The organism is Streptomyces sp. NPDC050439 (genome assembly GCF_040655335.1).
Taxonomy (GTDB): domain Bacteria; phylum Actinomycetota; class Actinomycetes; order Streptomycetales; family Streptomycetaceae; genus Streptomyces.
The window spans coordinates 1,261,845-1,288,138 of record NZ_JBFAJT010000002.1 but is presented as its reverse complement, the minus strand read 5'-3'; the positions used below and the strand labels follow the sequence as shown (position 1 = coordinate 1,288,138).

Annotated in this window: 19 protein-coding genes; 13 read left to right on the top strand and 6 right to left on the bottom strand. The window is 70.7% G+C overall.

Annotated features, from left to right (window positions below; all coding sequences use genetic code 11):
• The first annotated feature begins 15 nt into the window (after positions 1–15).
• The 3 genes from AB0I66_RS12750 to AB0I66_RS12740 all read left to right on the top strand — a co-directional run bounded on the left by AB0I66_RS12750 (position 16) and on the right by AB0I66_RS12740 (position 4,092).
• Positions 16–420 (top strand): hypothetical protein, encoded by a 405-nt coding sequence (locus AB0I66_RS12750; RefSeq protein WP_363207895.1) that lies wholly within the window; start codon positions 16–18, stop codon positions 418–420.
• Between the two features lie 77 nt (positions 421–497).
• Complete coding sequence (locus tag AB0I66_RS12745) at positions 498–2,609, top strand: alkaline phosphatase family protein (protein WP_363207769.1); 2,112 nt, start codon at positions 498–500, stop codon at positions 2,607–2,609.
• A gap of 82 nt (positions 2,610–2,691) precedes the next feature.
• Positions 2,692–4,092 carry an amino acid permease gene (locus AB0I66_RS12740; protein WP_363207768.1) on the top strand — a complete coding sequence of 467 codons (1,401 nt, stop codon included), beginning with the start codon at positions 2,692–2,694 and terminating at the stop codon, positions 4,090–4,092.
• Positions 4,093–4,102: 10 nt separating this feature from the next.
• On the opposite strand, the gene AB0I66_RS12735 is transcribed toward AB0I66_RS12740, so the two are convergent.
• Positions 4,103–5,737 (bottom strand): DUF6345 domain-containing protein, encoded by a 1,635-nt coding sequence (locus tag AB0I66_RS12735; RefSeq protein WP_363207767.1) that lies wholly within the window; start codon positions 5,735–5,737, stop codon positions 4,103–4,105.
• Positions 5,738–5,978: 241 nt separating this feature from the next.
• Here AB0I66_RS12735 and AB0I66_RS12730 point away from each other — a divergent pair, with 241 nt between their 5' ends.
• On the top strand, positions 5,979–6,404 hold the full coding sequence (locus AB0I66_RS12730) for an OsmC family protein (RefSeq protein WP_363207766.1): 426 nt from the start codon (positions 5,979–5,981) through the stop codon (positions 6,402–6,404).
• A gap of 134 nt (positions 6,405–6,538) precedes the next feature.
• The gene (gene dnaK, locus AB0I66_RS12725) at positions 6,539–8,410 is read left to right on the top strand and encodes a molecular chaperone DnaK (protein WP_363207765.1); all 1,872 of its coding nucleotides are present in this window, start codon (positions 6,539–6,541) and stop codon (positions 8,408–8,410) included.
• A 5-nt stretch (positions 8,411–8,415) separates the two neighbouring features.
• Here the strand turns inward: dnaK and narI are convergent, their stop codons facing one another.
• The 4 genes from narI to AB0I66_RS12705 are packed head-to-tail and all read right to left on the bottom strand — an operon-like array spanning position 8,416 to position 15,010.
• Complete coding sequence (gene narI / locus AB0I66_RS12720; RefSeq protein WP_363207764.1) at positions 8,416–9,138, bottom strand: respiratory nitrate reductase subunit gamma; 723 nt, start codon at positions 9,136–9,138, stop codon at positions 8,416–8,418.
• The gene (narJ, locus tag AB0I66_RS12715) at positions 9,138–9,707 is read right to left on the bottom strand and encodes a nitrate reductase molybdenum cofactor assembly chaperone (protein WP_363207763.1); all 570 of its coding nucleotides are present in this window, start codon (positions 9,705–9,707) and stop codon (positions 9,138–9,140) included. Before narJ ends, narI begins: the two co-directional genes overlap by 1 nt.
• Complete coding sequence (narH, locus tag AB0I66_RS12710) at positions 9,704–11,317, bottom strand: nitrate reductase subunit beta (RefSeq protein ID WP_363207762.1); 1,614 nt, start codon at positions 11,315–11,317, stop codon at positions 9,704–9,706. The genes narJ and narH overlap by 4 nt, the downstream gene beginning before the upstream one ends.
• Positions 11,318–15,010, bottom strand: a complete 3,693-nt coding sequence (locus AB0I66_RS12705) for a nitrate reductase subunit alpha (RefSeq protein ID WP_363207761.1) — start codon at positions 15,008–15,010, stop codon at positions 11,318–11,320.
• A gap of 201 nt (positions 15,011–15,211) precedes the next feature.
• On the opposite strand from AB0I66_RS12705, the gene AB0I66_RS12700 reads away from it, so the two are divergent.
• A complete protein-coding gene (locus AB0I66_RS12700; protein ID WP_363207760.1) occupies positions 15,212–15,637 on the top strand; it encodes a hypothetical protein in 426 nt (141 codons plus the stop codon).
• A 4-nt stretch (positions 15,638–15,641) separates the two neighbouring features.
• Here AB0I66_RS12700 and AB0I66_RS12695 read toward each other — a convergent pair whose 3' ends face one another.
• Positions 15,642–16,457 (bottom strand): helix-turn-helix transcriptional regulator, encoded by an 816-nt coding sequence (locus AB0I66_RS12695; protein ID WP_363207759.1) that lies wholly within the window; start codon positions 16,455–16,457, stop codon positions 15,642–15,644.
• Between the two features lie 111 nt (positions 16,458–16,568).
• Between AB0I66_RS12695 and AB0I66_RS12690 the strand changes: the two genes are divergently transcribed.
• From AB0I66_RS12690 to fxsT, 7 genes are all read left to right on the top strand, one after another.
• On the top strand, positions 16,569–16,874 hold the full coding sequence (locus AB0I66_RS12690; RefSeq protein ID WP_363207758.1) for a 4a-hydroxytetrahydrobiopterin dehydratase: 306 nt from the start codon (positions 16,569–16,571) through the stop codon (positions 16,872–16,874).
• 6 nt (positions 16,875–16,880) lie between these two features.
• Positions 16,881–17,609, top strand: coding sequence for a class I SAM-dependent methyltransferase (locus tag AB0I66_RS12685; protein WP_363207757.1), 729 nt, complete (start codon positions 16,881–16,883; stop codon positions 17,607–17,609).
• 111 nt (positions 17,610–17,720) lie between these two features.
• A complete protein-coding gene (locus AB0I66_RS12680) occupies positions 17,721–18,602 on the top strand; it encodes a methyltransferase (RefSeq protein ID WP_363207756.1) in 882 nt (293 codons plus the stop codon).
• Between the two features lie 96 nt (positions 18,603–18,698).
• Complete coding sequence (locus tag AB0I66_RS12675) at positions 18,699–19,037, top strand: CU044_2847 family protein (protein WP_363207755.1); 339 nt, start codon at positions 18,699–18,701, stop codon at positions 19,035–19,037.
• Positions 19,038–19,062: 25 nt separating this feature from the next.
• Entirely contained in the window at positions 19,063–20,784 is a 1,722-nt protein-coding gene (locus AB0I66_RS12670) for a trypsin-like peptidase domain-containing protein (protein WP_363207754.1), read from the top strand.
• Positions 20,785–20,868: 84 nt separating this feature from the next.
• The gene (locus AB0I66_RS12665; protein ID WP_363207753.1) at positions 20,869–21,918 is read left to right on the top strand and encodes a MoxR family ATPase; all 1,050 of its coding nucleotides are present in this window, start codon (positions 20,869–20,871) and stop codon (positions 21,916–21,918) included.
• Positions 21,908–26,263 carry an FxSxx-COOH system tetratricopeptide repeat protein gene (gene fxsT, locus AB0I66_RS12660; protein ID WP_363207752.1) on the top strand — a complete coding sequence of 1,452 codons (4,356 nt, stop codon included), beginning with the start codon at positions 21,908–21,910 and terminating at the stop codon, positions 26,261–26,263. The genes AB0I66_RS12665 and fxsT overlap by 11 nt, the downstream gene beginning before the upstream one ends.
• Positions 26,264–26,294 lie beyond the last annotated feature (31 nt).

Here is a 26,294-nt window from a genome sequence, read left to right as displayed (position 1 = left end):
GGGGACACCGCAAGCGTGGCAGTGATGCGGGTCGCCGCGATCGCCAGCCTGATACCGCTGGAGGAACTGGACGCCGACCCGTTCCTGGTGGACTCCCGCAGCCAGCACGCGATGTGCGCGCGGTGGGCCGCCGCCCGGGGGTACGTCATCACGCGCGAACTGGTCGTGCACGGACTGCCCGCCGATCACGCCGTGCTCTGGGCCGACGTCGACGAGGGCCTCGTGGACCTCTTCGTAGTGCCGAGCCGCCGCGTGCTCGACCGCGCGCTGCGTTCGCCGGACGAGTTCACCGCGGAGTGCGGGCGGCGCGGGGTGCGGATCGAGACGGCGGGGCTCGCCGAACCGTCGTACGACGCGCAGATGAAAGCCTGTGTACACCGGCGGCTCTCCATGCCGACGGCGGGGTACGACGGTCGCTGACCGACCCCCGGCACCTGGCCGAACACCCTGTGACACGCTGGTGTCCGGATCTGTCATGAAACGTGAGGCGACGCGGCGTGGGGCGAGAGCGATGGCGGGCGGTCGGCAGTGCGCTGTGGAGATCCGTCGCCGTATGGCTGGTCAGTACGCTCACGATGCTCGCGCTCGCCGGCATCCTGCCCGACTTCCAGTTGCAGGCCGACGACGATGACAGCGCCACCGGCATCGCCAGCGCGGCCGCCCTGGGCGCCGGCGCCTTCGGTCTGCTCTCCTCGCTGGTGTGGCCGCTGCTCGTGCGGGCCCTGCTGCTCGTGCCCGCGCTCGTGCTCGGCCTGCTCGCCTTCGCGCTCAACGGCTCACTGCTGCTGCTCGCCCTCAGTCTCATCCCCGACGGGCGCGGTGAGGCCAACCCCGAGACCGCCGTCGTCGTCGCCGCGGTCATGTCCGCGGTCGCCTCCGCCACCGGCGGTGCCCTCGCCGTCCGCGACGACGACGCCTACCGTCGCCGCCTCTACCGGCTGGCCGACCGCAAACGGCGCCGCCTCGCCGAAGGGCGCTTCGGTCCCGTGCCGCCCGGCACGGTGTTCATCCAGCTCGACGGTCTCGGCCACGACATCCTGCGCACCGCCGTGGACAAGGGGCTGATGCCCACCATCGCCGGCTGGCTCGGCCAGGAGGTGGCGCCGACCCATCGCCTCACCCCGTGGCGCACCGACTGGTCGAGCCAGACCGGGGCGAGCCAGCTGGGCATCCTGCACGGCTCCAACCACGACGTCCCCGCCTTCCGCTGGTACGAGAAGGACACCGGCGAGGTCATGGTCTCCAACCGGCCCGCCTCCGCCGTGGAACTCCAGCGCCGCGCCATCGAGCGCACCGGCGACGGCGGCCTCCTCACCCTCGACGGCGCCAGCCGCGGCAACCTCTTCAGCGGCGGCGCCGAGCAGGTCGCCCTGGTGCTCTCCATGGCCGCGCGCCGCGGCAAGGAGAACCGCTCGCGCGCCGGGTACTTCGCCTACTTCTCCGACCCCGCCAACGCCGTCCGCACCGCCCTGTCCTTCGTCGCCGAAGTCGGCCGCGAGATCGGCGAGTCGACCCGGGCCCGGATCAGGAAGCGGCGCCCGCGCGTCGCCCGGGGCGGGCTCTACCCCTTCATCCGCGCCTTCGCGACCGTCATCGAGCGCGATGTCGTCGTCGCCGCCGTCATCGGGGACATGCTCGCCGGACGCAGCGCGGTCTACGCCGACCTCGTCGCCTACGACGAGGTGGCCCACCACTCGGGGCCCACCGGCCACGACGTGTGGAAGGTCCTCCAGCGGCTCGACCGGTCCCTCGCGCTGCTCGCCAAGGTCGCCGAACACGCCCCCCGCGCCTACCGCATCGTGGTCCTCTCCGACCACGGCCAGAGCCCCGGCGAGACCTTCCACGCCCGCTACGGCCTCACCCTCGGCGACCTCGTCAGGGCCGGCTGCGGGCTGCCCGTGCCCCGCAAGGCGCAGCGCACGCACAGCGGCGCCGAGGCCCGCTCGACGGTCCGCGCCGCGCTGCGCCGCCCCGTGGAGGAAGGCGCGGACGAACACCGTCCCGCCCGCCGCGCGGAGCCCGTCGTGCTCGCGTCCGGCAACCTCGGCCTCGTCTCCTTCCCCGACGTCCCGCACCGCATGACCCGGGAGGAGATCGAGCTGCGCCACCCGGCACTCCTGCCCACCCTCGCCAACCACCCGGGCGTCGGCTTCCTCCTCGTACACAGTCAGGAGCGTGGGGCGGTCGTCCTCGGCGCGCGCGGCACCGAGGTGTATCTCGACGAGCGGCCCCGTGACCTCGGGCCGCTGGCCGACTTCGGGCCGGGCGCCGCCGAGGCCGTGCGCCGCACCGACGGCTTCCCGCACGCCGCCGACATCATGGTCAACTCCTGGTACGACCCCCAGGAGGGCGAAGTCCTGGCCTTCGAGGAGCAGATCGGCTCGCACGGCGGGCTCGGCGGCGCCCAGGCCGCCCCCTTCCTCCTGTCGCCCCTGGTGCTCTCCTCGCCGCTCGAGGACGGCCACGAACTCGTCGGCGCCGAGCGCGTCCACGAAGTGCTGCGGCGCTGGCTCGGCGAGTTCCAGGGGCCGGAGGTTCCGCTGGTTCCGCAGCCGGACGGGACAGCATTTACGGTCGCCGACCCTGCCGCGCAGGACAAAACACGCTGATTTTGTACGGTTCCCCTCGTGCCCGACCATGTCTCTCGCCCGGCGATCCCGGGCGTCCGGCACGATGAGAGGCACCACCCCCATGCACGACACCGGAACCGTGACCCCGTCGGCTCCGGCCCCCGACCAGGAAGAACAGCGGACGGAGCAGCACGAGGACGGCGGCAGCAGGCACGCCCGCCGCTTCGGCCTCCCGATCGCCACCTGCCTCGTCATGGGCAACATCATCGGCGGCGGCATCTTCCTGCTCCCGGCCTCCGTCGCCCCCTTCGGCACCGTCAGCCTCGTGGCGTTCGCCGTCCTGACCGCGGGCGCGATCGCCCTCGCCCTGGTCTTCGGGCGGCTCGCCCGGCGCGACCCGCGCACCGGCGGACCGTACGTCTACGCGCGTGCCGCCTTCGGCGACTTCGCGGGCTTCCTCGCCGCCTGGTCGTACTGGGCCACCGCCTGGGTGTCGAACGCCGCGCTCGCCGTCGCGGCCGTCGGCTATCTGGACGTCCTGATACCGGTGGGCGAGAACAAGTGGACCGCCTGCCTGGCCGCCCTCGTCCTGCAACTCCTGCCCGCACTCGCGAACCTCGCGGGCACCCGCTACGTCGGCGCGGTCCAGGTCGTCGCCACCGTCCTGAAGTTCGTGCCCCTGCTCCTGGTCGCGATCGGCGGGCTCTTCTTCTTCGACAGCGCCAACCTCGGCCCCTTCCAGGCGAGTGACGACAGCCCGGCCGGTGCGATCTCCGCCTCCGCCGCGATCCTGCTCTTCTCCTACCTGGGCGTGGAATCGGCCGCCGTCAGCGCCGGCGAGGTGCGCGACCCGCGCCGCAACGTCGGACGCGCCACCATCCTCGGCACCCTCGGCGCCGCCCTCGTCTATCTGCTCGGCACCCTCGCGGTCTTCGGCACCGTCGCCCACGACAAGCTCGTCGGCTCCACCGCACCCTTCTCGGACGCCGTCAACGTCATGTTCGGCGGCTCCTGGGGCGGTACGGCGGTGGCGCTCGCGGCAGTCGTCTCGATCCTCGGCGCCCTCAACGGCTGGACCCTGCTGAGCGCCCAGACGCCGTACGCCGCCGCCAAGGACGGGCTCTTCCCCGAGGCCTTCGCCAAGAAGAAGCGCGGCGTGCCGATCGTGGGCGTCCTGGTCACCGTCGTCCTGGCCTCGCTGCTCACCGTCTACAACTACGCCGCGGGATCGAGCGGCGTCTTCGAGTCCCTCGTCCTGATCACCACGTTCACCGCGACCGTGCCCTATCTCCTCGCCACCGCCGCGCAGATCTACTTCCTGCTCTCCGGGCAGGGCGAGCGCGTCAACCGCGCCCGCCTGGTGCGGGACGGCGTCCTCGCGGGCATCGCGTTCGGCTTCTCCATGTGGCTGGTCGCCGGGTCCGGTTACGCGGCCGTCTACCAGGGCGTCCTGTTCCTCTTCGCGGGTGTGCTCGTCTACGCGTGGAGGGCGGCCCGCAAGGAGCGGACCGCCACCCACTGACGCTCCAGGACTACCTGGCGAGCGGTGCGACCACCCAGCGGCGGGTGGTGTACATGCTGTCGGGCGAACCGATCTCGATCAGCTTGCGGGCGGCCGGGTAGGCCTCGTTGCCCTCGATCTCATAGCCGACCTCGAAGGTGCCCGGCACGTCCCTGACCTCGGGCTCGCGCTGCGCCGCGGCACTCCGGCCGCCCTGCTCGTCGGCCGTGACGGAGGCCAGCTCGGCGAGCAGCCTGCGCTGGGCGGCGGCGAGGGCCTCGCGCGGGTCGCGGGACCGCTGCGGGGCGGCCGCGGCCTTGCCGCCCGCCGGCGGCGGCGCGATGTCGGTGCTCGGCTCGCGCGTCGTGCCGGTGGTGTCGCGCGTGGAGATCTGCGCCTGGACGACGGTCGCGTCGTTGTCCAGGGCCACCCGGATGAGACCGCGGTCGGGCGTGATGACCGGGATGCCGTCGAAGACCTGCCGGAACGTCACATGGGTCTCCAGCGACACCGGCTCACCCAGCTCGGAGCCGTCCTTCGCCCCGGAGTTCTGCATCAGGTCGTGCACGCTGTCCACGACGAGCTCGGCGCCGTCGGCGTACTGCTCGGCGAACCCGCGGGCCGCCTCGACCGCCCGCTCCGTGGGCAGTTGCCGCAGGTTGCGGTGGTTGGCCTCGGCGAGCTTGACCCACCGGATCGCGTGCGGAGCCGTGGAGACGGTCCGGTCGCCGGAGGTGGCGCTGAGCACGCCCTGCCGCTCGACCTGCACCTCTTGCAGGGCCGCCGACGGGAAGTCGGCGATGCGGCCGACCTTGGCCAGCTCGTCGCCCGGGTCGCGCGGCGCGAGCTGCACGATCTGCGGGGTGCTCGGCGCCTGCGTCAGGGGCTCCCTGAGGCTGTCGCGTGCGTTGTACCAGCGCCACGCGTACCAGTTGTCCGGCACGTGCTCGCGGTAGAGGGTGCGCTCGCCGTTGAGCCGGGCCGTGGCCTCGGCCTGGTTGGCGCCGACCGCGCAGACCGAGGGCGCCTGCCCCTTGTAGATGTCCCAGCTCGCGTTCAGCCACGCGTCGGTGAACGTCTGCCCGGCCCGCCACTTCTCCCAGAACTTCTTGCCGTAGTCCGGGCTGTCGATGCTGACGGTCTCGAACCCGAAGATCATGCGGAAGCCGATGTTGGGGCCCGCCCAGGTGCGGATCGGGGAGTGCCCGCCGAGGACCCGCAGCGAGGTACAGGTGGACCAGAAGATGTAGTTGACCTTCTCGTTGCCCAGCGCCATCCGGTTCGATACGGCATCGCTGCGGCCGTCCCAGACCGCGCCGAGCGGCGCGAAGAAGACACCGTTGTTGTCCATGCCGCCGTGGCCCGAGTGGTAGACGGCGACCACCGCGTCCATGCCGTAGCGGTCCTGCCAGTTGTCGTACGTCTCCTCGTACGCCCAGACCTGCGCCCCGCCGTCCGCGAACCAGAAGTTGCGGTCGTAGAACTGCTGGAGGTACGCCAGCCACCCGGTGGCGTCGGCGTGCGTGTGGAAGAGAGATGACTGGTTGACGAACTTCTGGATGCTGAAGGCGCCCCACCAGCCGAACGTCGAGTCACGGTCACCCGCGGCCCCGGGCTTCGCGCCCTCCAGCGGAGACGGACCGCGTTCCGAGTAGTTCATGCGCATGGTCAAACCCCCTGAGTGGACTCCTCGTCCCGTGGGCGAGGGGGCCTCAAAGTGTCACCGCAGACGCGCCTTGCACAGTTGGCATTTCGGCCATAGCGACCACGTACCGGGGCTGTCCTGATGCCTCAGGAGCCCCGGTGGAAGGGGGCGGTCCTCCGCATGCGCGGCGTCCGGGTGTGATCGGATGGGCGCACGGAAGTTCCGGAACGCATCCCGGAACCGCACTGAAGGGAAGTACATCGTGGCTACCACGCGCTCCGCGCACACGATCTGGGAAGGCTCTCTGACGGAGGGCTCGGGAACCGTCACCTTCGATTCCTCCGGGATCGGGGAGCAGGCTGTGTCCTGGCCGTCCCGCGCCGAGGAGGCCAACGGCAAGACCAGCCCCGAAGAGCTGATCGCCGCCGCGCACTCCAGCTGCTTCTCCATGGCGCTGTCGCACGGTCTGACGGGCGCGGGCACCCCGCCCACCCGGCTGACGACCTCTGCCGACGTGACCTTCCAGCCGGGCACGGGCATCACCGGTATCCACCTCACTGTCGAGGGTGAGGTGCCGGGCCTCGACGAGGCCGCGTTCACCTCCGCTGCCGAGGACGCCAAGGCGAACTGCCCCGTGAGCCAGGCGCTGACGGGCACGACCATCACGCTGTCGGCGAAGCTCGCCTGACGCTCGTCACACCGTGCCGCCGTCCCTCGCGGGGCGGCGGCACAGTCATGTGCGGCATTGACAACAAGCCGCTCAAGTTTTGTGATGGAGGTCGAAGTACGCCGGGAAACGGGCTCGCTTGAAGGGGACTGGACATGGCACGTGCAGTCGGGATCGACCTCGGTACGACGAACTCGGTGGTGGCCGTCCTGGAGGGCGGTGATCCCACGGTCGTCGCCAACGCGGAGGGAGCGCGCACCACACCTTCGGTCATCGCCTTCGCCAAGAACGGCGACGTGCTCGTCGGAGAAGTGGCCAAGCGGCAGGCGGTCACGAACGTGGAGCGCACCGCGCGTTCCGTCAAACGCCATATGGGTGACGGCAGTTGGCGCTTCCCGGAGGACGGCTCCGTGGACGGCACCCGGTACACCGCGCAGGAGCTCTCCGCCCGCGTCCTGCAGAAGCTCAAGCGCGACGCCGAGTCCTACCTGGGCGAGGACGTCACGGACGCGGTCGTCACCGTGCCCGCGTACTTCGACGACACCCAGCGCCAGGCCACCAAGGAGGCCGGCGAGATCGCGGGCCTGAACGTCCTCCGCATCATCAACGAACCCACCGCCGCCGCCCTCGCCTACGGCCTCGACAAGGGCGACGACCAGACGGTCCTCGTCTTCGACCTCGGCGGCGGCACCTTCGACGTCTCGCTCCTGGAGATGGGCGACGGAGTCATCGAGGTGAAGGCCACCAACGGCGACACCCAACTGGGCGGCGACGACTGGGACCAGCGCATCGTCGAGTACCTGGTGCGGCAGTTCAAGAACGGCCACGGAGTGGACCTCGGCAAGGACAAGATGGCGCTGCAACGCCTGCGTGAGGGCGCCGAGAAGGCGAAGATCGAGCTGTCGTCGTCGAGCGAGACCGACATCAACCTGCCGTACGTGACGGCGTCGGCGGACGGCCCCCTGCACCTGGCGGAGAAGCTGACCCGCGCCCAGTTCCAGGAGCTGACGGCGGACCTGCTCGAACGCTGTCGCGTCCCCTTCCACCAGGCGGTGAAGGACGCGGGCATCAAGCTGTCGGCCATCGACCACGTGATCCTGGTCGGCGGCTCGACGCGCATGCCCGCGGTCACCGAACTGGTCAAGGAACTCACCGGGAGCGAGCCGCACAAGGGGGTCAACCCGGACGAGGTGGTGGCGCTCGGGGCGGCGCTGCAGGCCGGTGTGATCAGGGGGGACGTCAAGGACGTCCTGCTCCTGGACGTGACGCCGCTGTCCCTCGGGATCGAGACCAAGGGCGGCATCATGACCAAGCTCATCGAACGCAACACGACGATTCCCACCCGGCGTTCGGAGACCTTCTCGACCGCCGAGGACAACCAGCCGTCGGTCGGCATCCAGGTCTTCCAGGGCGAGCGGGAGATCGCCGCGTACAACAAGAAGCTCGGCGTCTTCGACCTCACCGGACTGCCCCCGGCGCCGCGCGGCGTGCCCAAGATCGAGGTCACCTTCGACATCGACGCCAACGGAATCATGCATGTGTCCGCCAAGGACGAGGCGACGGGGCGCGAGCAGCGCATGACGGTGACGGGCGGTTCCGCGCTGCCCAAGGACGACATCAACCGCATGGTGCGGGAGGCCGAGGAGCACGCGGAGGAGGACCGCAAGCGGCGCGACGCCGCCGAGACCCGCAACCAGGCGGAGCAGCTCGTCTACCAGACCGAGCGTTTCCTGCGGGAGAACGAGGAGCGGATTCCCGCGGCCACCAGGACCGAGGTGGAGGCGGCGGCTACGGAGCTGAAGGCCCTCCTGAAGGACAAGGCCGACGACACGGCGGCACTCCGCGCGGGCGCGGAAAAGCTCGCCTCCGTCAGCCAGCGAATGGGCCAGGCCATGTACGAGAGCTCCGGCGAGAGCACCCAGGAACAGGCGGCTCCGGGCTCAGCTCCCGACGAGGGCGTGGTCGACGCGGAGATAGTGGACGACGAGAAGCCGGGGGAGCAGGGGAAGGGAGCCGAGGGGCAGTAACCCCGCTAGGACCCCGTCTTCTCCCACCCCCGCCGCTCAGGACGCGGTCCCACCCGGCGGGGGTCCTTGCTGCGGTACACCACGTACGGCCGGAACAGATACTGCACCGGCGCGCTGAACATGTGCACCAGCCGCGTGAACGGGATCAGCGCGAACAGCGCCATGCCGACCACCGCGTGGATCTGGTACATGACCGGCACCCCCGCCATCCGGTCCGTGTCCGGTTGCAGGGTGAACAGGCTGCGGGCCCAAGGCGCCATCGACTCACGGTAGTTGTAGCCCTCGCCCGAGGCGTGCGTCAGCTTCGCCACCATGCCGAGCACGATCGCCGCGAACAGCACGAGATACATCAGCTTGTCGTTGGCGGTCGTCGCCCGGAACACCGGCGCGTTGGTGCGCCGCCGGTAGAGCAGCAGCAGGATGCCGAGCACCAGCAGGATGCCGGCCGCAGTGCCGCCGTACAGCGAGAACAGGTGATACGTGTGCTCGCTCACGCCCACCTTCTCCGTCCACGACTCCGGCACGAAGAGCCCCACCAGATGCCCGACGAGCACGAACAGAATCCCGTAGTGGAACATCGGTGACGCGATGTTCAGGAGCTTCGACTCGTACACCTGTGAAGAGCGCGTCGTCCAGCCGAACTTGTCGTAGCGGTAGCGCCACAGGAGGCCCGCCACGAGGAGGACGAAGGCCACGTACGGGATGACGCCCCACAGCAGCGTTCTCATCAGTGCTCCCCGATCAGTGCGAAGGGTTCCAGGCCGACGTCCTCCCGCGGGGGCCCCGACCTGGCGAGGGCCTGGGCCTCGGCCCGGTCCTTCGGCGAGGGGCCGGGCAGCGTCGCGCAGACCGCCTGGAGGACGGACGCGTAGGGCGTGCCGAAGTCGGTGAGGGCGAGCCGCAGCAGTTCAAGGCCCGGCCGGTGTTCCTCCAGGAGGACGGGGCCCGCGTGCGCGGAGAACTCCAGGACCGCGGGCAGGAAGTCCGGCAGCTCCTCGCCCGTGAACTCCAGGCCGTGCTCCCGGTAGACCTCCTTGAAGCGGACCAGGGCCATCCCGCGCCGCCGCGTGTCACCGTCGCGCCACCAGCTCAGATAGAGGCTGTGGCGGTTCTTGAAGTCGAAGACCCGGACGTAGTGCGCGGCGAGATCGGTGGGGCCGGTCGCCGCCGCGTGCGTCAGGAACCCTTTCAACTCCGGCGCGGCAGCTGTCAGTTGCGGCAGCAGGCCGCGGAACTCCTCGTCCGGGTAGGTCAGGCAGTGCGCGGCTGCCTGATAGAGCACGGCGTGGTCGCTCACAGGGTGTCCTTCTCGGTCGCGGAGGGCTGTTCGTCGGCGGTCTGCCGGTCCCGCAGGGCGTGGAAGTTCTCGATGGTCACCAGCGGCAGCTGCTTGCGGCCCGAGTCCTGCCCGAACGGGCCGTCCCCGCCGGCCCCCGGACCGCCCTCGAAGTCGAGGCTGCAGGAGTCGGGCAGCGCCGACTCCTCCAGACGTTGCGCGTCACCCACCGCCGCGGTCGGGATGACGTAGCGGTCCTCGTACTTGGCGATGGCGAGGAGGCGGTACATCTCCTCGATCTCCTGGCCCGACATGCCCACGGACTCGGCCACCGAACTGTCGGGCCGGTCACCGAGGTTGATGGCCCGCATGTGCGCCCGCATCGCCGCCAGCTTCTCCAGGGAGGCCCGCACGGGCCCCACGTCACCGGCCGTGAAGATCTCCGCCAGGTATTCGAGCGGGATGCGCAGGGTGTCGATCGCGCCGAAGAGGTTGTCCAGGTCCTCGCCGTCGTGCCCGGTCTCGCTCAGCGCGTCCACGACCGGGGAGAGCGGCGGGATGTACCAGACCATCGGCATCGTGCGGTACTCCGGATGCAGCGGGAGCGCCACCTTGTACGTGCTGATCAGCGCGTGCACGGGGGAGCGGCGGGCCGCCTCGACCCAGTCGTGTCCGATCCCGGCCCGCTCGGCCTCGCGCCGCACCTCGGGGTCCTCCGGGTCGAGGAAGACCCCCAACTGGGCCTCGTACAGGGCCTTGTCGTCCTTGACCGACGCCGCTTCCGTCACCTTGTCGGCGTCGTAGAGGATCACGCCGAGGTAGCGGAGGCGTCCCACGCACGTCTCCGAGCAGACGGTGGGCAGACCCACCTCCAGACGCGGGTAACACATCGTGCACTTCTCGGCCTTGCCGGTGCGATGGTTGAAGTAGACCTTCTTGTACGGGCAGCCCGTCACGCACTTGCGCCAGCCCCGGCAGCTGTCCTGGTCGACCAGGACGATGCCGTCCTCCTCGCGCTTGTACATCGCGCCGGAGGGGCAGGACGCCACGCACGAGGGGTTCAGGCAGTGCTCGCAGATCCGCGGCAGATAGAACATGAAGGTCTGCTCGAAGGCGAACTTCACCTTCTCGGCGGCCTTCTCACGGGTCTTGGCCACCATCGGGTCGAGGTCGCCGTACTCGGTGGCGCCGCCCAGGTTGTCGTCCCAGTTCGACGACCACTCGATCTTCATGGGCTTGCCGCTGATCAGCGAGCGCGGCTCGGCCACCGGATAGTCGTCGCCGAGCGGGGCGTCGGTGAGGTTCTTGTACTCGTACGTCCAGGGCTCGTAGTAGTCCTTGATCTCCGGCAGCTTGGGGTTGGAGAAGATCTCCAGGAGAGCCTTGATGCGGCCGCCGTTCTTGAGCTTCAGGGCGCCCTTCTTGTTCAGCTCCCAGCCGCCGCGCCACTTCTCCTGGTCCTCGTAGCGGCGCGGATAGCCCTGGCCGGGCCGGGTCTCCACGTTGTTGAACCAGACGTACTCCATGCCGTCCCGGTTGGTCCACGCCTGCTTGCAGGTGACGGAGCAGGTGTGGCAGCCGATGCACTTGTCGAGGTTCATCACCATCGCGATCTGTGCCATGACGCGCATCTAGTACTCCACCTTCTGCGAGCGGCGGCGGATGACCGTCACCTCGTCGCGCTGGTTGCCCGTCGGGCCGAGGTAGTTGAACGCCCACGACAACTGGGCGTAGCCGCCGATGAGATGGGACGGCTTGAGGATGAGGCGGGTCAGGGAGTTGTGGATGCCGCCGCGCTTGCCGGTGGTCTCCGTCTTGGGGACGTTGACCGTGCGTTCCTGCGCGTGGTGCATGTAGACCGTGCCGGCCGGCATCCGGTGCGAGACGACCGCGCGCGCCACCACGACGCCGTTGCGGTTGACCGCCTCGATCCAGTCGTTGTCCTTCACGTTGATCGCCTCCGCGTCCTGCGGCGACATCCAGATGCACTGGCCGCCCCGGGAGAGCGACAGCATGAAGAGGTTGTCCTGGTACTCGGAGTGGATGGACCACTTGTTGTGCGGGGTGAGATAGCGGACCGTCACCTCCTTCTCGCCGTCCGGCCCGAGCTGTGGCTCCCCGAACAGGCGGTTCATGTCCAGGGGCGGCCGGTAGACGGGCATCGCCTCGCCCAGCTCGTGGATCCAGTCGTGGTCGAGGAAGAAGTGCTGGCGCCCGGTGAGCGTGTGCCAGGGCTTGAGGTGCTCGGTGTTGAGCGTGAACGCCGTGTAGCGCCGCCCGCCCGCCTCGCTGCCCGACCACTCGGGCGAGGTGATGACGGGGACGGGCGCGGCCTGCGTGTCGGCGTACGTGATGCGCTTGCCCTCGTGCTCGGCGGCCAGGTGCGCCATCTCCTGACCCGTGCGCTCCTCCAGGGTGTGGAAGCCCTGGGTGGCGAGGCGGCCGTTGGTCGTGCCGGACAGGGCGAGGATGGTGTTCGCCGCCTTCACCGCCGTGTCCATGGCGGGGCGCCCGTCGGCGGGGCCGCCGCGCACGACGCCGTTGCGTTCGCGCAGCTCGTCGACCTCCTGGTCGGGCCGCAGGGCGATGCCCTTCGCGGGCAGGCCCAGTTTCTCCGCCAGGGGGCCGAGCGCCGCGAACTTCGCGCCGATCGCCGTGTAGTCGCGCTCGACCACCGTCAGGCCCGGCATCGTCTTGCCCGGGATGGCCTCGCACTCGCCCTTGCGCCAGTCGAGGACGACACCGCCGGGCTGCGCCGTCTCGCCGGGGGTGTCGTGCTGGAGCGCGGTGGCGACGACGTCCTTGCGTACGCCGAGATGGTCGACGGACAGCTCGCTGAGCCGGTCCGCGATCGCCTTGAACGCGTCGAAGTCGGTGCGGGCCTGCCAGGGCGGGTCGACCGCCGGGGTGAACGAGTGCACGTAGGGGTGCATGTCCGTGGAGGACAGGTCGTGCTTCTCGTACCAGGTGGCGGCGGGCAGGACCACGTCAGAGAGCAGCGTGGACGACGTCTGGCGGAAGTCCAGCGAGACGAGCAGGTCGAGCTTCCCCTCGGGTGCCTCCTCGTGCCAGGTCACCGTCGAGGGCCGCTCGTCGGGCGCCGCCTCCTCCGCCCGCAGCGAGGAGTGCGTGCCGAGGAGATGCTTGGTGAAGTACTCCGCGCCCTTCGCGGACGAGCCGAGCAGATTGGCGCGCCACAGGGTCAGGACGCGCGGCCAGTTCTCCGGGGCGTCGGGGTCCTCGCAGGCGAAGTTGAGGGTGCCGGCCTTGAGCTCGTCGACGACATTGGCGACCGGGTCGCCGGAGGCCCCTGAAGTGTCGCCCAGATCGAGGGAGTTGCGGTCGAAGGTCGGGTAGGAGGGCATCCAGCCGGTGCGCGCCGACAGGGCCAGGCAATCGGCGCCCGTCATCCCCGCGAACCGTCCTTCGCCGAGCGGCGACGCGAGCACGTCCGCCGCGAATTTGTCGTAGCGCCACTGGTCGGTGTTCAGGAACCAGTACGCGGCGCCGATCATCTGCCGCGGCGGCCTGCTCCAGTCGTTGGCGCTGGCCAGCGTCGCCCAGCCGGTCGCCGGGCGGCACTTCTCCTGACCCACGTAGTGCGCCCAGCCGCCGCCGTTGCGGCCCTGGCAGCCGGTCAGCTGGAGGAGGGCGAGGAAGGCGCGGTAGATCGTCTCGGAGTGGAACCAGTGATTGGTCCCCGCCCCCATGAGGATCATGCAGCGCCCGCGCGACTTCTCGGCCGTCTGCGCGAACTCACGCGCGATCTTCACTGCCTTCGCGGCCGGGACCGAGGTGTGCGCCTCCTGCCAGCCCGGGGTGCCGGGGGCGTCGGCGTCCTCGTACGAAGAGGGCCACTCGCCCGGGAGGCCCGCGCGCCCGACGCCGTACTGCGCGAGCAGCAGGTCGAAGACCGTCGTGACAAGGGGGCCGTCCTGCCCGCCGAGCCGCGTGGCCGGAACCCCGCGGCGGACGATCTCACCGCGTCCCTGGCCGTGCGTGCCGCCCTCGGTGTCGAAGCGGGGGAGCAGCACCGCGACGCCCGTCGCCACGTCGGAGTCGTGCAGGGTGAGCTGCGGCTCGATGTTGCCGAGCTCCAGGTTCCACTTGCCCTTGCCGGACTCGGTCCAGCGGAAGCCGAGCGAGCCGTTCGGGACGGCGGGCTGCCCGGTGTTCTCGTCCAGGACGGCCGTCTTCCAGTCGCCGCCCTCGCCGCTCTGACCGAGGTCGGTGGCGCGCAGGAACTTCGAGGGGACGTACGCGCCGTCCTTCTCGGTCAGCGTCACCAGGAACGGCAGGTCGGTGAACTTGCGCACGTAGTCCGTGAAGAAGTCCGTCTGCCGGTCGACGAAGAACTCCTTGAGGATGACGTGGCCCATCGCGATGGCCAGGGCGCCGTCCGTGCCGGGGTGCGGATGCAGCCACTCGTCGGCGAACTTCGTGTTGTCCGCGTAGTCCGGGGACACGGCCACGACCTTCTGGCCGCGGTAGCGCGCCTCGGCCATCCAGTGGGCGTCCGGCGTCCGCGTCACCGGGACGTTCGAGCCCCACATCATCAGATACGCGGCGTCCCACCAGTCACCCGACTCCGGTACGTCGGTCTGGTCGCCGAAGACCTGCGGGGATGCGACCGGCAGGTCCGCGTACCAGTCGTAGAAGGACAGCATGGGCGCGCCGATCAGCGACATGAAGCGGGCGCCCGCCGCGTGCGACACCATCGACATCGCGGGGATGGGGGAGAAGCCCGCGACCCGGTCGGGGCCGTGCGTCTTGATCGTGTGGACGTGCGCCGCGGCGATGATCTCCACGGCCTCGTCCCAGGAGGCCCGCACGAGGCCGCCCTTGCCGCGCGCCTGCTGGTACGTCCTGCGCCGCTCCGGGTCCCCCTGGATGTCCGCCCAGGCGAGGACCGGGTCCCGCAGCCGGGACTTCGCCTCGCGGTACATCTCCAGGAGCACGCCCCGCAGGTACGGGTAGCGCACCCGGGTCGGCGAGTACGTGTACCAGGAGAACGCGGCGCCGCGCGGGCAGCCGCGCGGCTCGTACTCGGGCCGGTCCGGGCCGACGCTCGGATAGTCCGTCTGCTGGGTCTCCCAGGTGATGATGCCGTCCTTGACGTACACCTTCCAGCGGCAGGAGCCCGTGCAGTTCACGCCGTGCGTCGAGTTCACGACCTTGTCGTGGCTCCACCGGTCCCGGTAGAAGGCGTCCGCGTCCCGGCCGCCGACGAGTCCGATGCTGTGCAGGTCGGGGGCGGCGGTGCCGCGGCGGAAGAACTTCCCCGCGCGCAGCAGCGCGGCGCCGGGCTCGGTCGTCTCTGTCACCCTTGAGCTCCCTAGGTCTGCCTTTCAACGAACCTAGGTCCGGGGTGGCGGGGGCACACGGCGGCGACCGCCGTACGGGTTGCGGGCGCCGGGGGCAGCACGCTTACCCCTGAGGTAATCGACCCTCGCGCGGGGGCCCGGCAGGGTGGTCGTACCGGATCCGGCTCTTCTCTCCCTACCGCCGCTCGGAGGCAACACCTCATGTCGACGTACTCCGCGAACCCGCTCACCGCACTGGCCCGCACGAACGACGCGAAGACGATGCTGCGCCGCTTCCTCGGCATCGACGCGGTCGTGACCACCGGGAACGGCCTCGCGTACGCGGCCGCCTCGGGCCCGCTCGGCCGCTTCCTCGGCGTCGACGCGGGGCTCCTGCTCGCCCTCGGCGTCTTCCTCACGCTGTACGGCGTGGGCGTCGGCTACCTCGCGTCACGCAAGAGCCCGCCCACGCCTGCCGTCCAGGGGGTGATCGAGGCGAACGCGGCCTGGGCGGTGCTCAGTGTCGTCGCCCTGTTCGCCTGGCTCTCGCCCACCACCGCGGGCACCGTATGGATCCCGCTCCAGGCGCTGACCGTCGGAGGTTTCGCCGCCCTGCAGTACGCGGCACTGCGGTCCCTGAGGGCCTAGGCCCCTAGCTGTCCGACTGCAGGTACTTGACCGTCGCCGGATCGGCCGGGAGGAGCGTCTCGATGGCCAGTTCGGCGACCGTCACGTCCATGGGTGTGTTGAAGGTCGAGATCGACGAGATGAAGGACAGCAGCTGCCCGTCGTGCTCGATGCGCAGAGGGAGCGCGAAGTACGGAACGCCGCTCTCCGGCCCGTCGGCATCGACCACGTCGACACCGGGGTCCTGAACCGGATACGCCGCCACCTCCTCGTACACCGCACGCAGCGCGTCCGAACGCTGCAGCGCGATCTGCCGCTCCATCTGGTGCAGCAGGTGCCCGCGCCACTCCCGCAGATTGCGGATCTTGGGGGCGAGGCCCTCCGGGTGGAGCGTGAGCCGCATGGCGTTCAGCGGCGGCTGCAGGAGGTGCTCCGGGATGCCGTCGAGGATCATCGCGATGCCGCGGTTCGCGGCGACCACGTCGTACGCCGCGTCGACGACCAGCGCCGGGTAGGGCTCGTAGCCGCGCAGGAGCTGTTCGAGACCCTCGCGCAGGGCGCCCATCGAGGGGTCGTCCAGCGGGGTCTCCCGGAAGCGGGGCGCGTAACCGGCCGCCAGAAGCAGCGAGTTGCGTTCCCGCACGGGTACGTCGAGGTGCTCGGCGAGGCGCAGCACGATCTCCTCGCTCGGGCGTGACCTGCCGGTCTCGATGAAGCTGATGTGCCGCGCCGAGGAGTCGGCGCGCAGCGCCAGTTCCAGCTGACTCACCTTGCGCCGCTCGCGCCAGCCGCGCAGCAGCGGGCCGAACGCGTTCTCCTTGCTGACCACGGCAGTTGTCATACCCAGACAGTAATCGAAGACTCCCTGCCCGGTGGCTTGACCAGGGCTGCGCGGGAGGGGGTGTGGCAGGCTGAGGGGAACACGTCCGTACGCACGGGAAGGGGCGCGGCCATGTCACTCGAACCGCTGTCACAGAAGGACGTCGAGGAGCGGCTCGCGGAGCTGCCCGGCTGGTCGCTCGCAGGCGACAAGATCACCCGCTCCTTCCGGCTCGGCTCGCACTTCGCCGCGGCCGCGATGGTCGTGCACATCGCGCGGATCCAGGAGGAGCTCGATCACCACTCCGAGCTGACGCTGGGCTACGACACGGTCACCTTGTCCGTGAACACGCACAGCGTGGGCGGAGCTCTCACCACGCGCGACTTCGACCTGGCCGGCCGGGTCGAGGAGCTGGCCGTCGCTCACGGGGCGGTCTAGGCGCGGATGCTGGACTACGGCAAGGAAGCCGACCGCTACGACGCGTCGCGGGGCGGTGAGCCGCGCGCCGACGCCGCTGCCGCCGCCGTCCGCGGCCTGCTGCCGCCGGACACCCGCACCCTCCTGGACGTCGCCTGCGGCACGGGCCTGGTCACCCGGAGCCTCGCAGGGACGGGCCTGCGGGTGACCGGGGTGGACTCGGCACACAACATGGCGCGCATGGCGTCGGGCCGGCTGCCGGGCGCCATAGTCCTGGGAGACAGTCGTCAACTCCCCTTCCCTGAAGACTCGTTCGACGCGGTGAGCGCGGTATGGCTGCTCCATCTCCTGTCCAGTGCCGACGAGGCGGCGGCGGTCGTCGCCGAGTGCGCCCGTGTGCTGCGGCCGGGCGGCGTGTTCGTCACGACCGTCGACAAGGCCGCCGCGCACGACGTCGGCAGCGACATCGACGCCGTCCTGGCCCCGCGCCCGGTGGGCCCCGCGGTCGACCGCGCCCAGGCGGTCGAGGCGTACGCGGCGGCACAGGGCCTGACCCCGGCCGACGGATCCCGCTTCCGGGGCCACGGCCAGGGCCGCACGCCTCGCTCCACGGTCGAGGACATCGGCCGGGGCTGGTTCACGCGGGTCCCGCCCGACAGTTCGCTGGCCGCTCAGCTCGCGGCGGGCCTGGCGTCCCTGCCGGACCAGGATGTGCCGCGCCCCGACCCAAGGTTCACGCTCGCCTCCTTCCGCTGACCGTCGGGTTTGCCGAAACCGCAAGGTGAGTGGCCAGGAGCGGGACGGCGGCGCAGTCTGAGGAGACGGCACGGACACACCCCACCGGACACGCGAAGGCGGCAGCAGAAGATGGCTCACGACCACAAGCACGGCCACCACCACGGCCACCACCACGAGGACATCGACTGGGCCACGATGGGCCCGATGCTGGAACGGAACGCGGAGCTCGCCGCCCCGCAGAACCGCGAGATCGCCGCGTGGCTGCGCACATGGCAGCCGGAGCCGGCGCTGATCGCGGACGTCGGCAGCGGCTCGGGGTCCATCTCCTTCCTCCTCGCGGAGATCTTCCCCAAGGCGAACGTCATCGCGGTGGACCCGGCGGAGCCCCTCCTGGAGCGGGCACGGGAGCGGGCGGCGAGGGAGAACCTGACAGACCGATTCAGCACCCTGCAAGCGGAACTCCCCTCGGGAATAGGCAAGTTGCCCCTCGCGGACCTCCTCTGGATCGGCAGGGCCCTGCACCACGTAGGAGACCAGGAGGGCGCACTGGCAGCCCTGGCGGACCGCCTCGCGCCGGGCGGCGCGGTCGCACTCCTGGAGGGCGGCCTGAACCAGCGCAGCCTGCCCCGCGACATCGGCTTCGGCCGACCGGGCCTGCAGACCCGCTTCGACCTGGCGGACGACGAGTGGTTCACACGGATGCGCGCCGACCTGCCGGGCGCGAAGTCGGTCACGGAGGACTGGCCCACGCTCCTCAAGGAGGCGGGCCTGCGCCACGCGGGCACCCGCACGTTCCTCCTGGACCTGCCGGCCCCGGTCTCCGAGGCGGCCCGCGCCCAGATCATCTCCGAGCTCTCCCGCCGCCGCGACATGCACGAGGACACCCTGACCCCCGAAGACCTGACCACGGTCGACCGCCTCCTGGACGCCGACGACGAACAGAGCCTGCACCACAGGCCGGACGCGTTCCTGCTGTCGGCGCAGACGGTGCATGTGGGGGTCAAGGGCTGAACCGCAACGCTGAATATGCACAACTTCGGCTGCCGGAAGTGCCGTTGACGTTACCTTTTAGGCGACGCCGATCAGGCTGCGGAGGGGAGTCGGGCTGTGAGCGAGCTGATGCGATGGGAGTCCGACGAAGGTCCTGTCGTCGTGGAAGTGGACGCCAGGGACCCGGGTTTCAGGTCGGTGTCGCGCCGAAGCGACGGCAGCGAGATCCATGATGTCGAGGGGCACTTCGGGGCGGCGCTGAGCAATGTGCGGGGTGCCGCGATGTCCGCGCTGCGGACCTTCCGTGACCAGGCACTCGACCCCGACGGCATCGAGCTGGAATTCGGGGTGAAGCTGAGCGCCGTCGCGGGTGCCGTCATCGCGAAGACGGCCGCCGAGGGCCACTTGACCGTCAAGCTGACCTGGTCCCGGCGTGACGAGCCGGGCGAACGATGACGGTGCGGGGCGGATAATGCGAGGCATGCAGTGGCGTGCCCGCATCGGCACGGTCGACGGCACGCCCAGAGGGGCGGGCGTACTGGTCGACGGTACGCGCCTGATCACCTGTGCCCATGTCGTCGAAGGGCTTCCGGCGGTCTCCGTCACGCTGCCGGGCGTCACCGGCACACTGCCCGCGAAGGTCGCATGGTCCGGCGACTGGCGGCGCCTGGGGGACCGCGGTGACATAGCGGTGCTCGAACTCGCCCACGCGCTGCGGGTGACGCCCTGTGCGTTCGCGCCGCTCGACACGCTGCGCCCGCGGCCCGGCCGGAACGCACATGAACTGCGCGCGCTGGGCTTCCCGTTCGGCCATGAGCAGGACGGCACACACGTCACGCTGACGACCAGCGCGGACCGGCTGCTCGGTCAGGAGTGGCTGGAGGTCGATGTCGGGCAGGCCCACCTGCGGCGCCTGGACGAGGGGTTCAGCGGCGCGGCGGTCTACGACCCCGAGTCCGGCAAGGTCGTCGGCATGGTCACCGACGCCGTCCTCGGCGGCGATCAGGAGGGTTACATCGGGCGGATGCTGCCCATCGACACCATCCGACGCCACTGGGAGGAACTGGACGACTTCCTGCCCCTGGACTGGCTGCCGGGTGAGCCACGCCGTGAACTGCGCGCCCTGTTCGCGGGGGCGCGCCTCGATGCCGATGGCCTTGAGCTGCTCGTACGGCGCGCTTTTCCCACTTTCCGTCGCCCGCTGCCGCCGTTCCGGTCGGTCTGGCACGCCATTCGGTACGTCGGTGAGGAACTGACCGGCGAGGAACGGCTGTTGCGGGTGCTCCGCGAACTCGGCACCCGGCTGCCGGAGGTGGACGTCGGAGCCTGGCTGCGGCGCTGGATGCCCGACCAGTACGAGGCCGAGGCACAGGACGCGAAGGCCGCACACGAGGCACCCGCGCCCATCGGTTCCGTGATGTTCCGCGCGGAATCGATGACCCGTGGCGCCGGCCTCGACCTCACGGTGTGCACGGTGATCGACGGCGTTCCGGTCGGCTCGTCGGGGCCGGTCAGGATCCGCCCACGCCAACTCCGCACGAAGGTCGAGGCGATGCTCGCCGAACAGATCGGCAGGCTGCACGAGTGCGACTGGATGCTGGAGTTCGTGGTGCCGGAGCGGCTGATGAGCGAGCCCTTCGAGGAGTGGCAGATCCACGAACCGGGGGCGGCACGCCCCCGCCCCATGCGCACGGTGCCCGTGGTGGTCAGGCACATGGACCGCCTCAAGCCGCTCACCGTCTCCCGTCTCACGCGCAGGCGCTGGGAGACGGTGCGTGCCCGCGGCGAGACCCGGCCCCGCCGTGTGGCGTGCGGGCTCCCCTACGGCTACGACGAGTTCCACGACTGGCTGGACGCGGACGACGAGGTGTGCGCCCTCGCGTACGCCGCGACTCCGCTGGGGGACTGGCTCTCGGCAGCCCTGGACACCGGTGTGCCGATCATGCTGTGGAGACGGCACGACTGCGGCGAGGACGGCCACGCGCAGTGTGCTCCCGACAAGTTTCTCGACCGGCTCACGGAAGCGGTGGCGGTCCTCGACCCCGACCGGCTGCCGTTCGAGGTCATGAGGCTGCGCAAGGAGGCCCGCTCCCCGGACAAGGGGGACGCCGACCACTGCGGGCACCGTCTGACGCTCTTCTGGGACGACCCGGAGCGCAAACCGGATCCGCCGCTGGCGATGGGAGTTCGAGGAGATCAGTGAGCCCACGGAGTGCGAGGAGAGCAGTGAGGACCACCGGCAGCGCAGGAAGAACTGGCCGTACAGGAAGCACCGGGAGCGTGCAGCGTGCCTGACACCGCCGAGACGCCCAACTGGCGCATCTACTCCGGGAGCCGCGTCCCGCACGACGGCATCGACCGCCTGCCGGCCCCGCCCCCCTGGCGCACCTTCACCGGTGGCCCGGCCCTGCGCACCCCGCCGGGCGACTCCGGCAACCCGCACGCCGCCGTCAGTTACCGGCCGGGCGAGGACGCGGTCCGCCAGGTCAACGCCGCGCTCTATCTGCGCAGGCCTCTCCTGGTGACAGGTGCGCCGGGCACCGGCAAGTCCTCCCTCGCCTACGCGGTGGCCCATGAACTGGGCCTGGGGAAGGTCCTGCACTGGCCGATCACGAGTCGGGTCACGCTCCGGGACGGCCTGTACGAGTACGACCCGCTCACTCGGCTGTACGCCGCGGAGCGCGCACGACGCGAGGACGTCAACGGCTCCCCGGGCGACGACATCGGCGACTATCTGCGCCTCGGACCCCTCGGCACGGCGCTGCTCCCGTACGAGCGCCCGCGCGTCCTGCTCGTCGACGAGATCGACAAGAGCGACATCGACCTGCCCAACGACCTGCTCACCATCTTCGAGAAGGGGGCGTACGAGATCGTCGAGCTGGCCCGTCGTGCGGAGCCGACGGCCAAGGTGATGACGGCCGACAGCACGACCGACCGCGTGGAGATCCGCGACGGCACGGTCAGTTGTCGCGCCTTCCCCCTCGTCGTCATGACGAGCAACGGCGAGCGCGAATTCCCGCCCGCGTTCCTGCGCCGCTGCGTGACCGTGGACCTGAAGCAACCCGCGAGCGTGGCGGAGCTGACGGCGATCGTCCGCGAGCACCTCGGCCCCGTCGTCGAGGGCGAGGGAGGCGAGCTGCCCGAGGGCGCCCAGGAGATCATCGACCGCTTCTTCGAGCGGCGCAGCGGGGGTCTGCTCGCCAACGACCAACTCCTCAACGCCATCTACATGTGCCACCACGCATCGTTCAGTGAACCCCCGGAAACCGTCCGGCAGTTGGCGGATCAGGTCATGCCGTTCCTGAGCAGCGAGGCAACGCGCTCCGATGGAGACTGAGCGGCTGGTGAGACTGCGGGGCCTGCTCGACACCCTGGGGCCCCACGTCACTCCGCTGGAGCTCGCGGAGATGCTGTGGCTTGCGGAGCGGCTGCCTCCGGGCGAGACGGACGGCGAGAGCGTGTGCGGGAGCGGTGGTGCGGACTCGCCCGGGCGGCTGGCCGACGCGGTGCAGGCGGCCCTCGAAGGGGTGGGGGACGCGGCGGTGACACAGGCGCGGCAGCGGGATGATCCGGCGGCCGGGCACCCTGGCGTCGGCGATGCGCCGGACGGTCAGGGCCGGCCCGGCGACCTGACCCGCTCGGCCCTGCACATCCCGCACGGCGCCCCGCGTCCCGGCACCGACGCCGAGGACGTCCTGGTCCCCGCCCCACAGGCCCTGCGCCACGAACTGGAGATCCAGCGCGCCCTGCGACCGCTCAAGCAGCGTGTCCCCGACCGTCGCCGCCGCATCCTGGACGAGGAGGCGACGGCCGCGCGCGCCGCACTCCACGCGGGGCTGCGCCCCTGGGCCCCGGTCATGGCTCCCGCCACCGACCGCCTCCTGAGCCTGGCCCTCGTCGTGGACACGGGCCCGGCGATGCAGGTGTGGCGCTCGCTCGCGCGTGAACTGCGGGAGGCGATGCAGCGCACCGGCGCGTTCCGGGACGTACGGCTCTGGCATCTGTCCGACCTCGGCCCGGGTGTCTGCATCCGCTCCTCGCCCCGAGGCCCCGCACTGGCCCCGGCGGCCATGGTGGACCCGACGGGCCGCCAGGTGACGCTGCTGCTCAGCGACTGCTCGGGCCCGCACTGGTGGGGCGGGCGCGCGGCCCCGGCCCTGCATCTGTGGGCCAGGCGTGGCCCGACCGCCATCCTGCAGCCCCTCCCCGAACGACTCTGGCGGCGCACGGCGGCCCCCGCGATCCCCGGCAAGGCGATCGCGTCCAGGGCGGGCGCCCCCAACACCGCGCTGCGTTTCACCCCGCACGACGGCCGGGCGGGACGGCCCGCGACGGATGCGGTCCCCGTGCCCGTCCTGGAGCTCTCCCCCGAATGGCTGGCCGACTGGGCGGGCCTGGTGACCGCGTCCGGCGATCATCACCGGGACACGGCGGTGACGTACGTGAGCGCTGCGCAGCCACCGCACGGCCAACCCCTCGCCGCGGAGGGAGATCTGACGATCACCGAGCGGCTTCTCCGCTTCCAGGCCGCGGCCTCGCCCACGGCGGTGGACCTGGCGGCGCATGTCGCTCTCTCGGTGCCCGCACTGCCGGTGATGCGGCTGATCCAGCAGCGGGTCACGCCGGGCTCGCGTGCCAGCGACCTCGCCGAGGTGCTCCTCAGCGGCCTCCTCGAACCGGTCGATCCGGAGCGGGGCCTGTACGACTTCGTGCCGGGTGCGCGAAGCGCCCTACTGGAGACCCTGCCCCGCCCCGAGTCACTGGCGGTCGCCGATCTGTTGAACCGGCTCGGCGCCGAGATCGAGACCAGGGCCGGCTCGACGCCCCGGGCCTTCGGGGCGGTCGTGCCGGTCGCGGAAGGGACAGGGGGCCGGGCACTGGGGGACGCGGGCCGGCCTTTCGCGCTGGTGAGCGAGGAGGCGATGGGGCTGCTGCGGGGGCGGGCGATCCGGGTGGCGGAGCGGCCGGTGGGCGGGGACAGCGTGGTCGGCGGGTCGGGCTCGGACCCGCACGACACCGGGCATGGGGCCTCCCCAGCCCCATCGCCTTCCCTGCTCGGCGGCTTCGACCCGCCCGCTGATGTCGCGTGCCCGCCGGGACTGACGAACGTGGAGGCGCCGCGGGATTTCGTCGGCAGAAGGGATGTGCTTGAGCGCCTGGACCTCGAACTCCTTGGCCTGTGGACGGGGTCCGCATCGCCACGCACGGTTGTCCTTCATGGAATAGGAGGCGTCGGCAAGTCGGCGCTGGCGTCGGAGTGGGCGGCCGGGGTGGCCCGCGCCGAGACCCATCGCCCGGTGTGGTGGGTGCGCGCGGACTCGCCCGCATCGATCGTCACGGGCCTGTCCGGCCTCACTCGTGCATTGCAGCCCTCGGTCCCGGATTTTCTGGCGAGGGAGGGGCGTTGGGAATGGGCCCTTCAGTGGCTGACCTCGCACGAGGGCTGGGTCCTCGTCTTCGACGGTGTGGAGAACCCCGACAACGTACGCGTCCTCCTCTCCCGTCTGGGCCCGAACGGGAGCGTCCTGATCACCAGCCGCCTGGCCGCCGGATGGGAGGGGACCGCCACACAGATGGAGCTCGGTGCTCTCACGACGGAGGAAGCCGTGGCGATGTTCAACCGGATCGGGGGGCCGGAGGCGCAGGTGAAGCAGCTGGCCGACGAACTGGGGCGGCTGCCGCTCGCGTTGCGGCAGGCGTCCGCGTACCTGGCCGGGACCGACACCACCGTCGAGGAGTACCGCGACATGTTCGCGGCACAGATGCAGCGGTTGCAGAACCCGAAGGACGATTCGCTGCCGACCAGTATCGGCGACAGCTTGCGACAGGGGCTGCGAGCCGTCAGCACTCCGGAGGCCAGGCGCGTCCTGCAGACTCTGGCCTGGTACGGCTCCGAAGACATCCCCGTGGACCTCCTGACCGGATCCCAGCTCACCGAGTCGCAGATTGCAGACGCGCTGGAGTTCCTGGTGCACGCAAACCTCCTCGACCACCAAGCCGGAGCGGTGACGGTCAGCGTGCACCCCCTGATCGCACGCCTCGCCCGCGTCTGGGACACCGGAGAACCGGGCGTGAGCAGCGAGAAGGACTCGCAGGCGGCCCGGCGGGCGGCTGCCCGCGGCCTCGCGAAGGCGATTCCCGACGACCCGGACGACCCGGCCGGCTGGCCCCTTTGGCGTGCTCTCCTCCCGCACGTCGAGGCATACGCCGACCATTCCCCGCCCGTGGACGACGACGTCGTCTCCGGAACCCTGCTGGCCGATACGGCACGTTTCCTCATGGCACAGGGCCAGCTGGAACAAGCCCTGGCCTTTTTGCAGAGGGCAGCGGAGTCCTTGCAGAGAATCTTGGACGAGGACGATTCCCGAGCGCACCACGCCGCGATTCTGCTCGGCAGGGCGTATCTGGCGTCGGGCGACACAGCGCGGGCGCTCGCGTGGTTCAGGAACGTAAGGGCCTCGATGGACCGCGCGGGGAGGCCCGAGGACGATCCGGAGAGGATCGCGCTGCGCGCGGACCTCGCCGGTGCCTTCCTGGCGACGGGCGCGACGAGGCGGGCGATCAGGGAGCTGGAGGTGACCCATGCCCTCGCGCTCAGGACTCTGGGCGAGGACCACCCGGTGACGGTTCCGGTGCTGGAGCGGCTCGCCGGCGCCTATCTGGCGGACGAGGACTGGGACCGTGCGGTGGCCGCCTACCAGGAGGTGCTGACCACGTACCGGCGGCAGCGGGGCGACCTGGCGCCCGCCACACTCGCCGTGCGCGGCGAACTGGCTCTCGCGTACGACAAGGTGGGAGACACGACGCTTGCGGTGGCGGAGCTCGAGCAGGTCGTGGCCGGATACCGGGAAGTCCTGGGTGAGGCACATCCCCGCACGCTCACGACGCTGGCCGCCCTGGCCGGGGTGTACGAACGCGAAGGCGTTCTCGACCAGGCCATGGAGATGTACGGGGAGGCGTTGTCATACAGCGCCGACACGTTCGGCGAGGAGCATCCGAAGACCCTGGGCCTCCAGGATCGGTTGGCCCGCGCCTGCGTCCTGACCGGGAATCTCGGGCGGGCGATTTCCCTGTACGAGGACGCTCTGACGACCAAGGGCGAGACCTTGGGCCACGAGCACCCCGAGACGTTGCGGGCGGCCGCGGCGCTGGCAGAGGCCTACCGGCGCAGTGGGATGAGAGCGAAGGCGACCGCGCTGTATGAGCGGACGCTGGGCAAACGGATCAGTGTCCTCGGGGAGTCGCACGTCGAGACCCGCAGGGCATACAGCGATCTGGCCGAAGCGCTGCTGGAAGCCGGAGAAGCAGGGCGCGCGATCGACCTGCTGGAGGCGACGTTGGGCGAACGCGTCTCCAGTCTGGGCGACGTGCACCCGGGAACCCTTCGCACACGCCATCAACTCGCGGAGGCCTATCAGCAGGCCGGAGAGCCGGAAGCGGCAAGTGTGCTGCATCAAGCGTCACTGGCCGACCTGAAGACGTCACTGGGCGAGGACCACCTGCGGACGTACGAGGCGAGGTCACATCTCGCGCATTCCCTTGCCATGGAAGGCGACATGGAGGGCGCCATCCGGCAACTGAGCCGCGCCGCCGACGGTTTCGCCCGCGAGCTCGGGGAGGGCGCCTCGGAGACCGTCGCCGCTCGCGAGACCCTGGCCGGGTGGCAGGAGCCACGCTCCTGACCCTGGGCCAGGGTCACGTACGAGGGTGAGC

Excerpts from the sequence above, each read along its gene's own strand:
- AB0I66_RS12670 (WP_363207754.1), top strand. The coding sequence starts at position 19,063 with ATGCAGTGGCGTGCCCGCATCGGCACGGTCGACGGCACGCCCAGAGGG.
- fxsT (WP_363207752.1), top strand. The coding sequence starts at position 21,908 with ATGGAGACTGAGCGGCTGGTGAGACTGCGGGGCCTGCTCGACACCCTG.
- AB0I66_RS12740 (WP_363207768.1), top strand. The coding sequence starts at position 2,692 with ATGCACGACACCGGAACCGTGACCCCGTCGGCTCCGGCCCCCGACCAG.
- narH (WP_363207762.1), bottom strand. The coding sequence starts at position 11,317 with ATGCGCGTCATGGCACAGATCGCGATGGTGATGAACCTCGACAAGTGC.
- AB0I66_RS12690 (WP_363207758.1), top strand. The coding sequence starts at position 16,569 with ATGTCACTCGAACCGCTGTCACAGAAGGACGTCGAGGAGCGGCTCGCG.
- narI (WP_363207764.1), bottom strand. The coding sequence starts at position 9,138 with ATGAGAACGCTGCTGTGGGGCGTCATCCCGTACGTGGCCTTCGTCCTC.
- AB0I66_RS12700 (WP_363207760.1), top strand. The coding sequence starts at position 15,212 with ATGTCGACGTACTCCGCGAACCCGCTCACCGCACTGGCCCGCACGAAC.
- AB0I66_RS12695 (WP_363207759.1), bottom strand. The coding sequence starts at position 16,457 with ATGACAACTGCCGTGGTCAGCAAGGAGAACGCGTTCGGCCCGCTGCTG.
- dnaK (WP_363207765.1), top strand. The coding sequence starts at position 6,539 with ATGGCACGTGCAGTCGGGATCGACCTCGGTACGACGAACTCGGTGGTG.
- AB0I66_RS12735 (WP_363207767.1), bottom strand. The coding sequence starts at position 5,737 with ATGCGCATGAACTACTCGGAACGCGGTCCGTCTCCGCTGGAGGGCGCG.
- AB0I66_RS12680 (WP_363207756.1), top strand. The coding sequence starts at position 17,721 with ATGGCTCACGACCACAAGCACGGCCACCACCACGGCCACCACCACGAG.
- AB0I66_RS12685 (WP_363207757.1), top strand. The coding sequence starts at position 16,881 with ATGCTGGACTACGGCAAGGAAGCCGACCGCTACGACGCGTCGCGGGGC.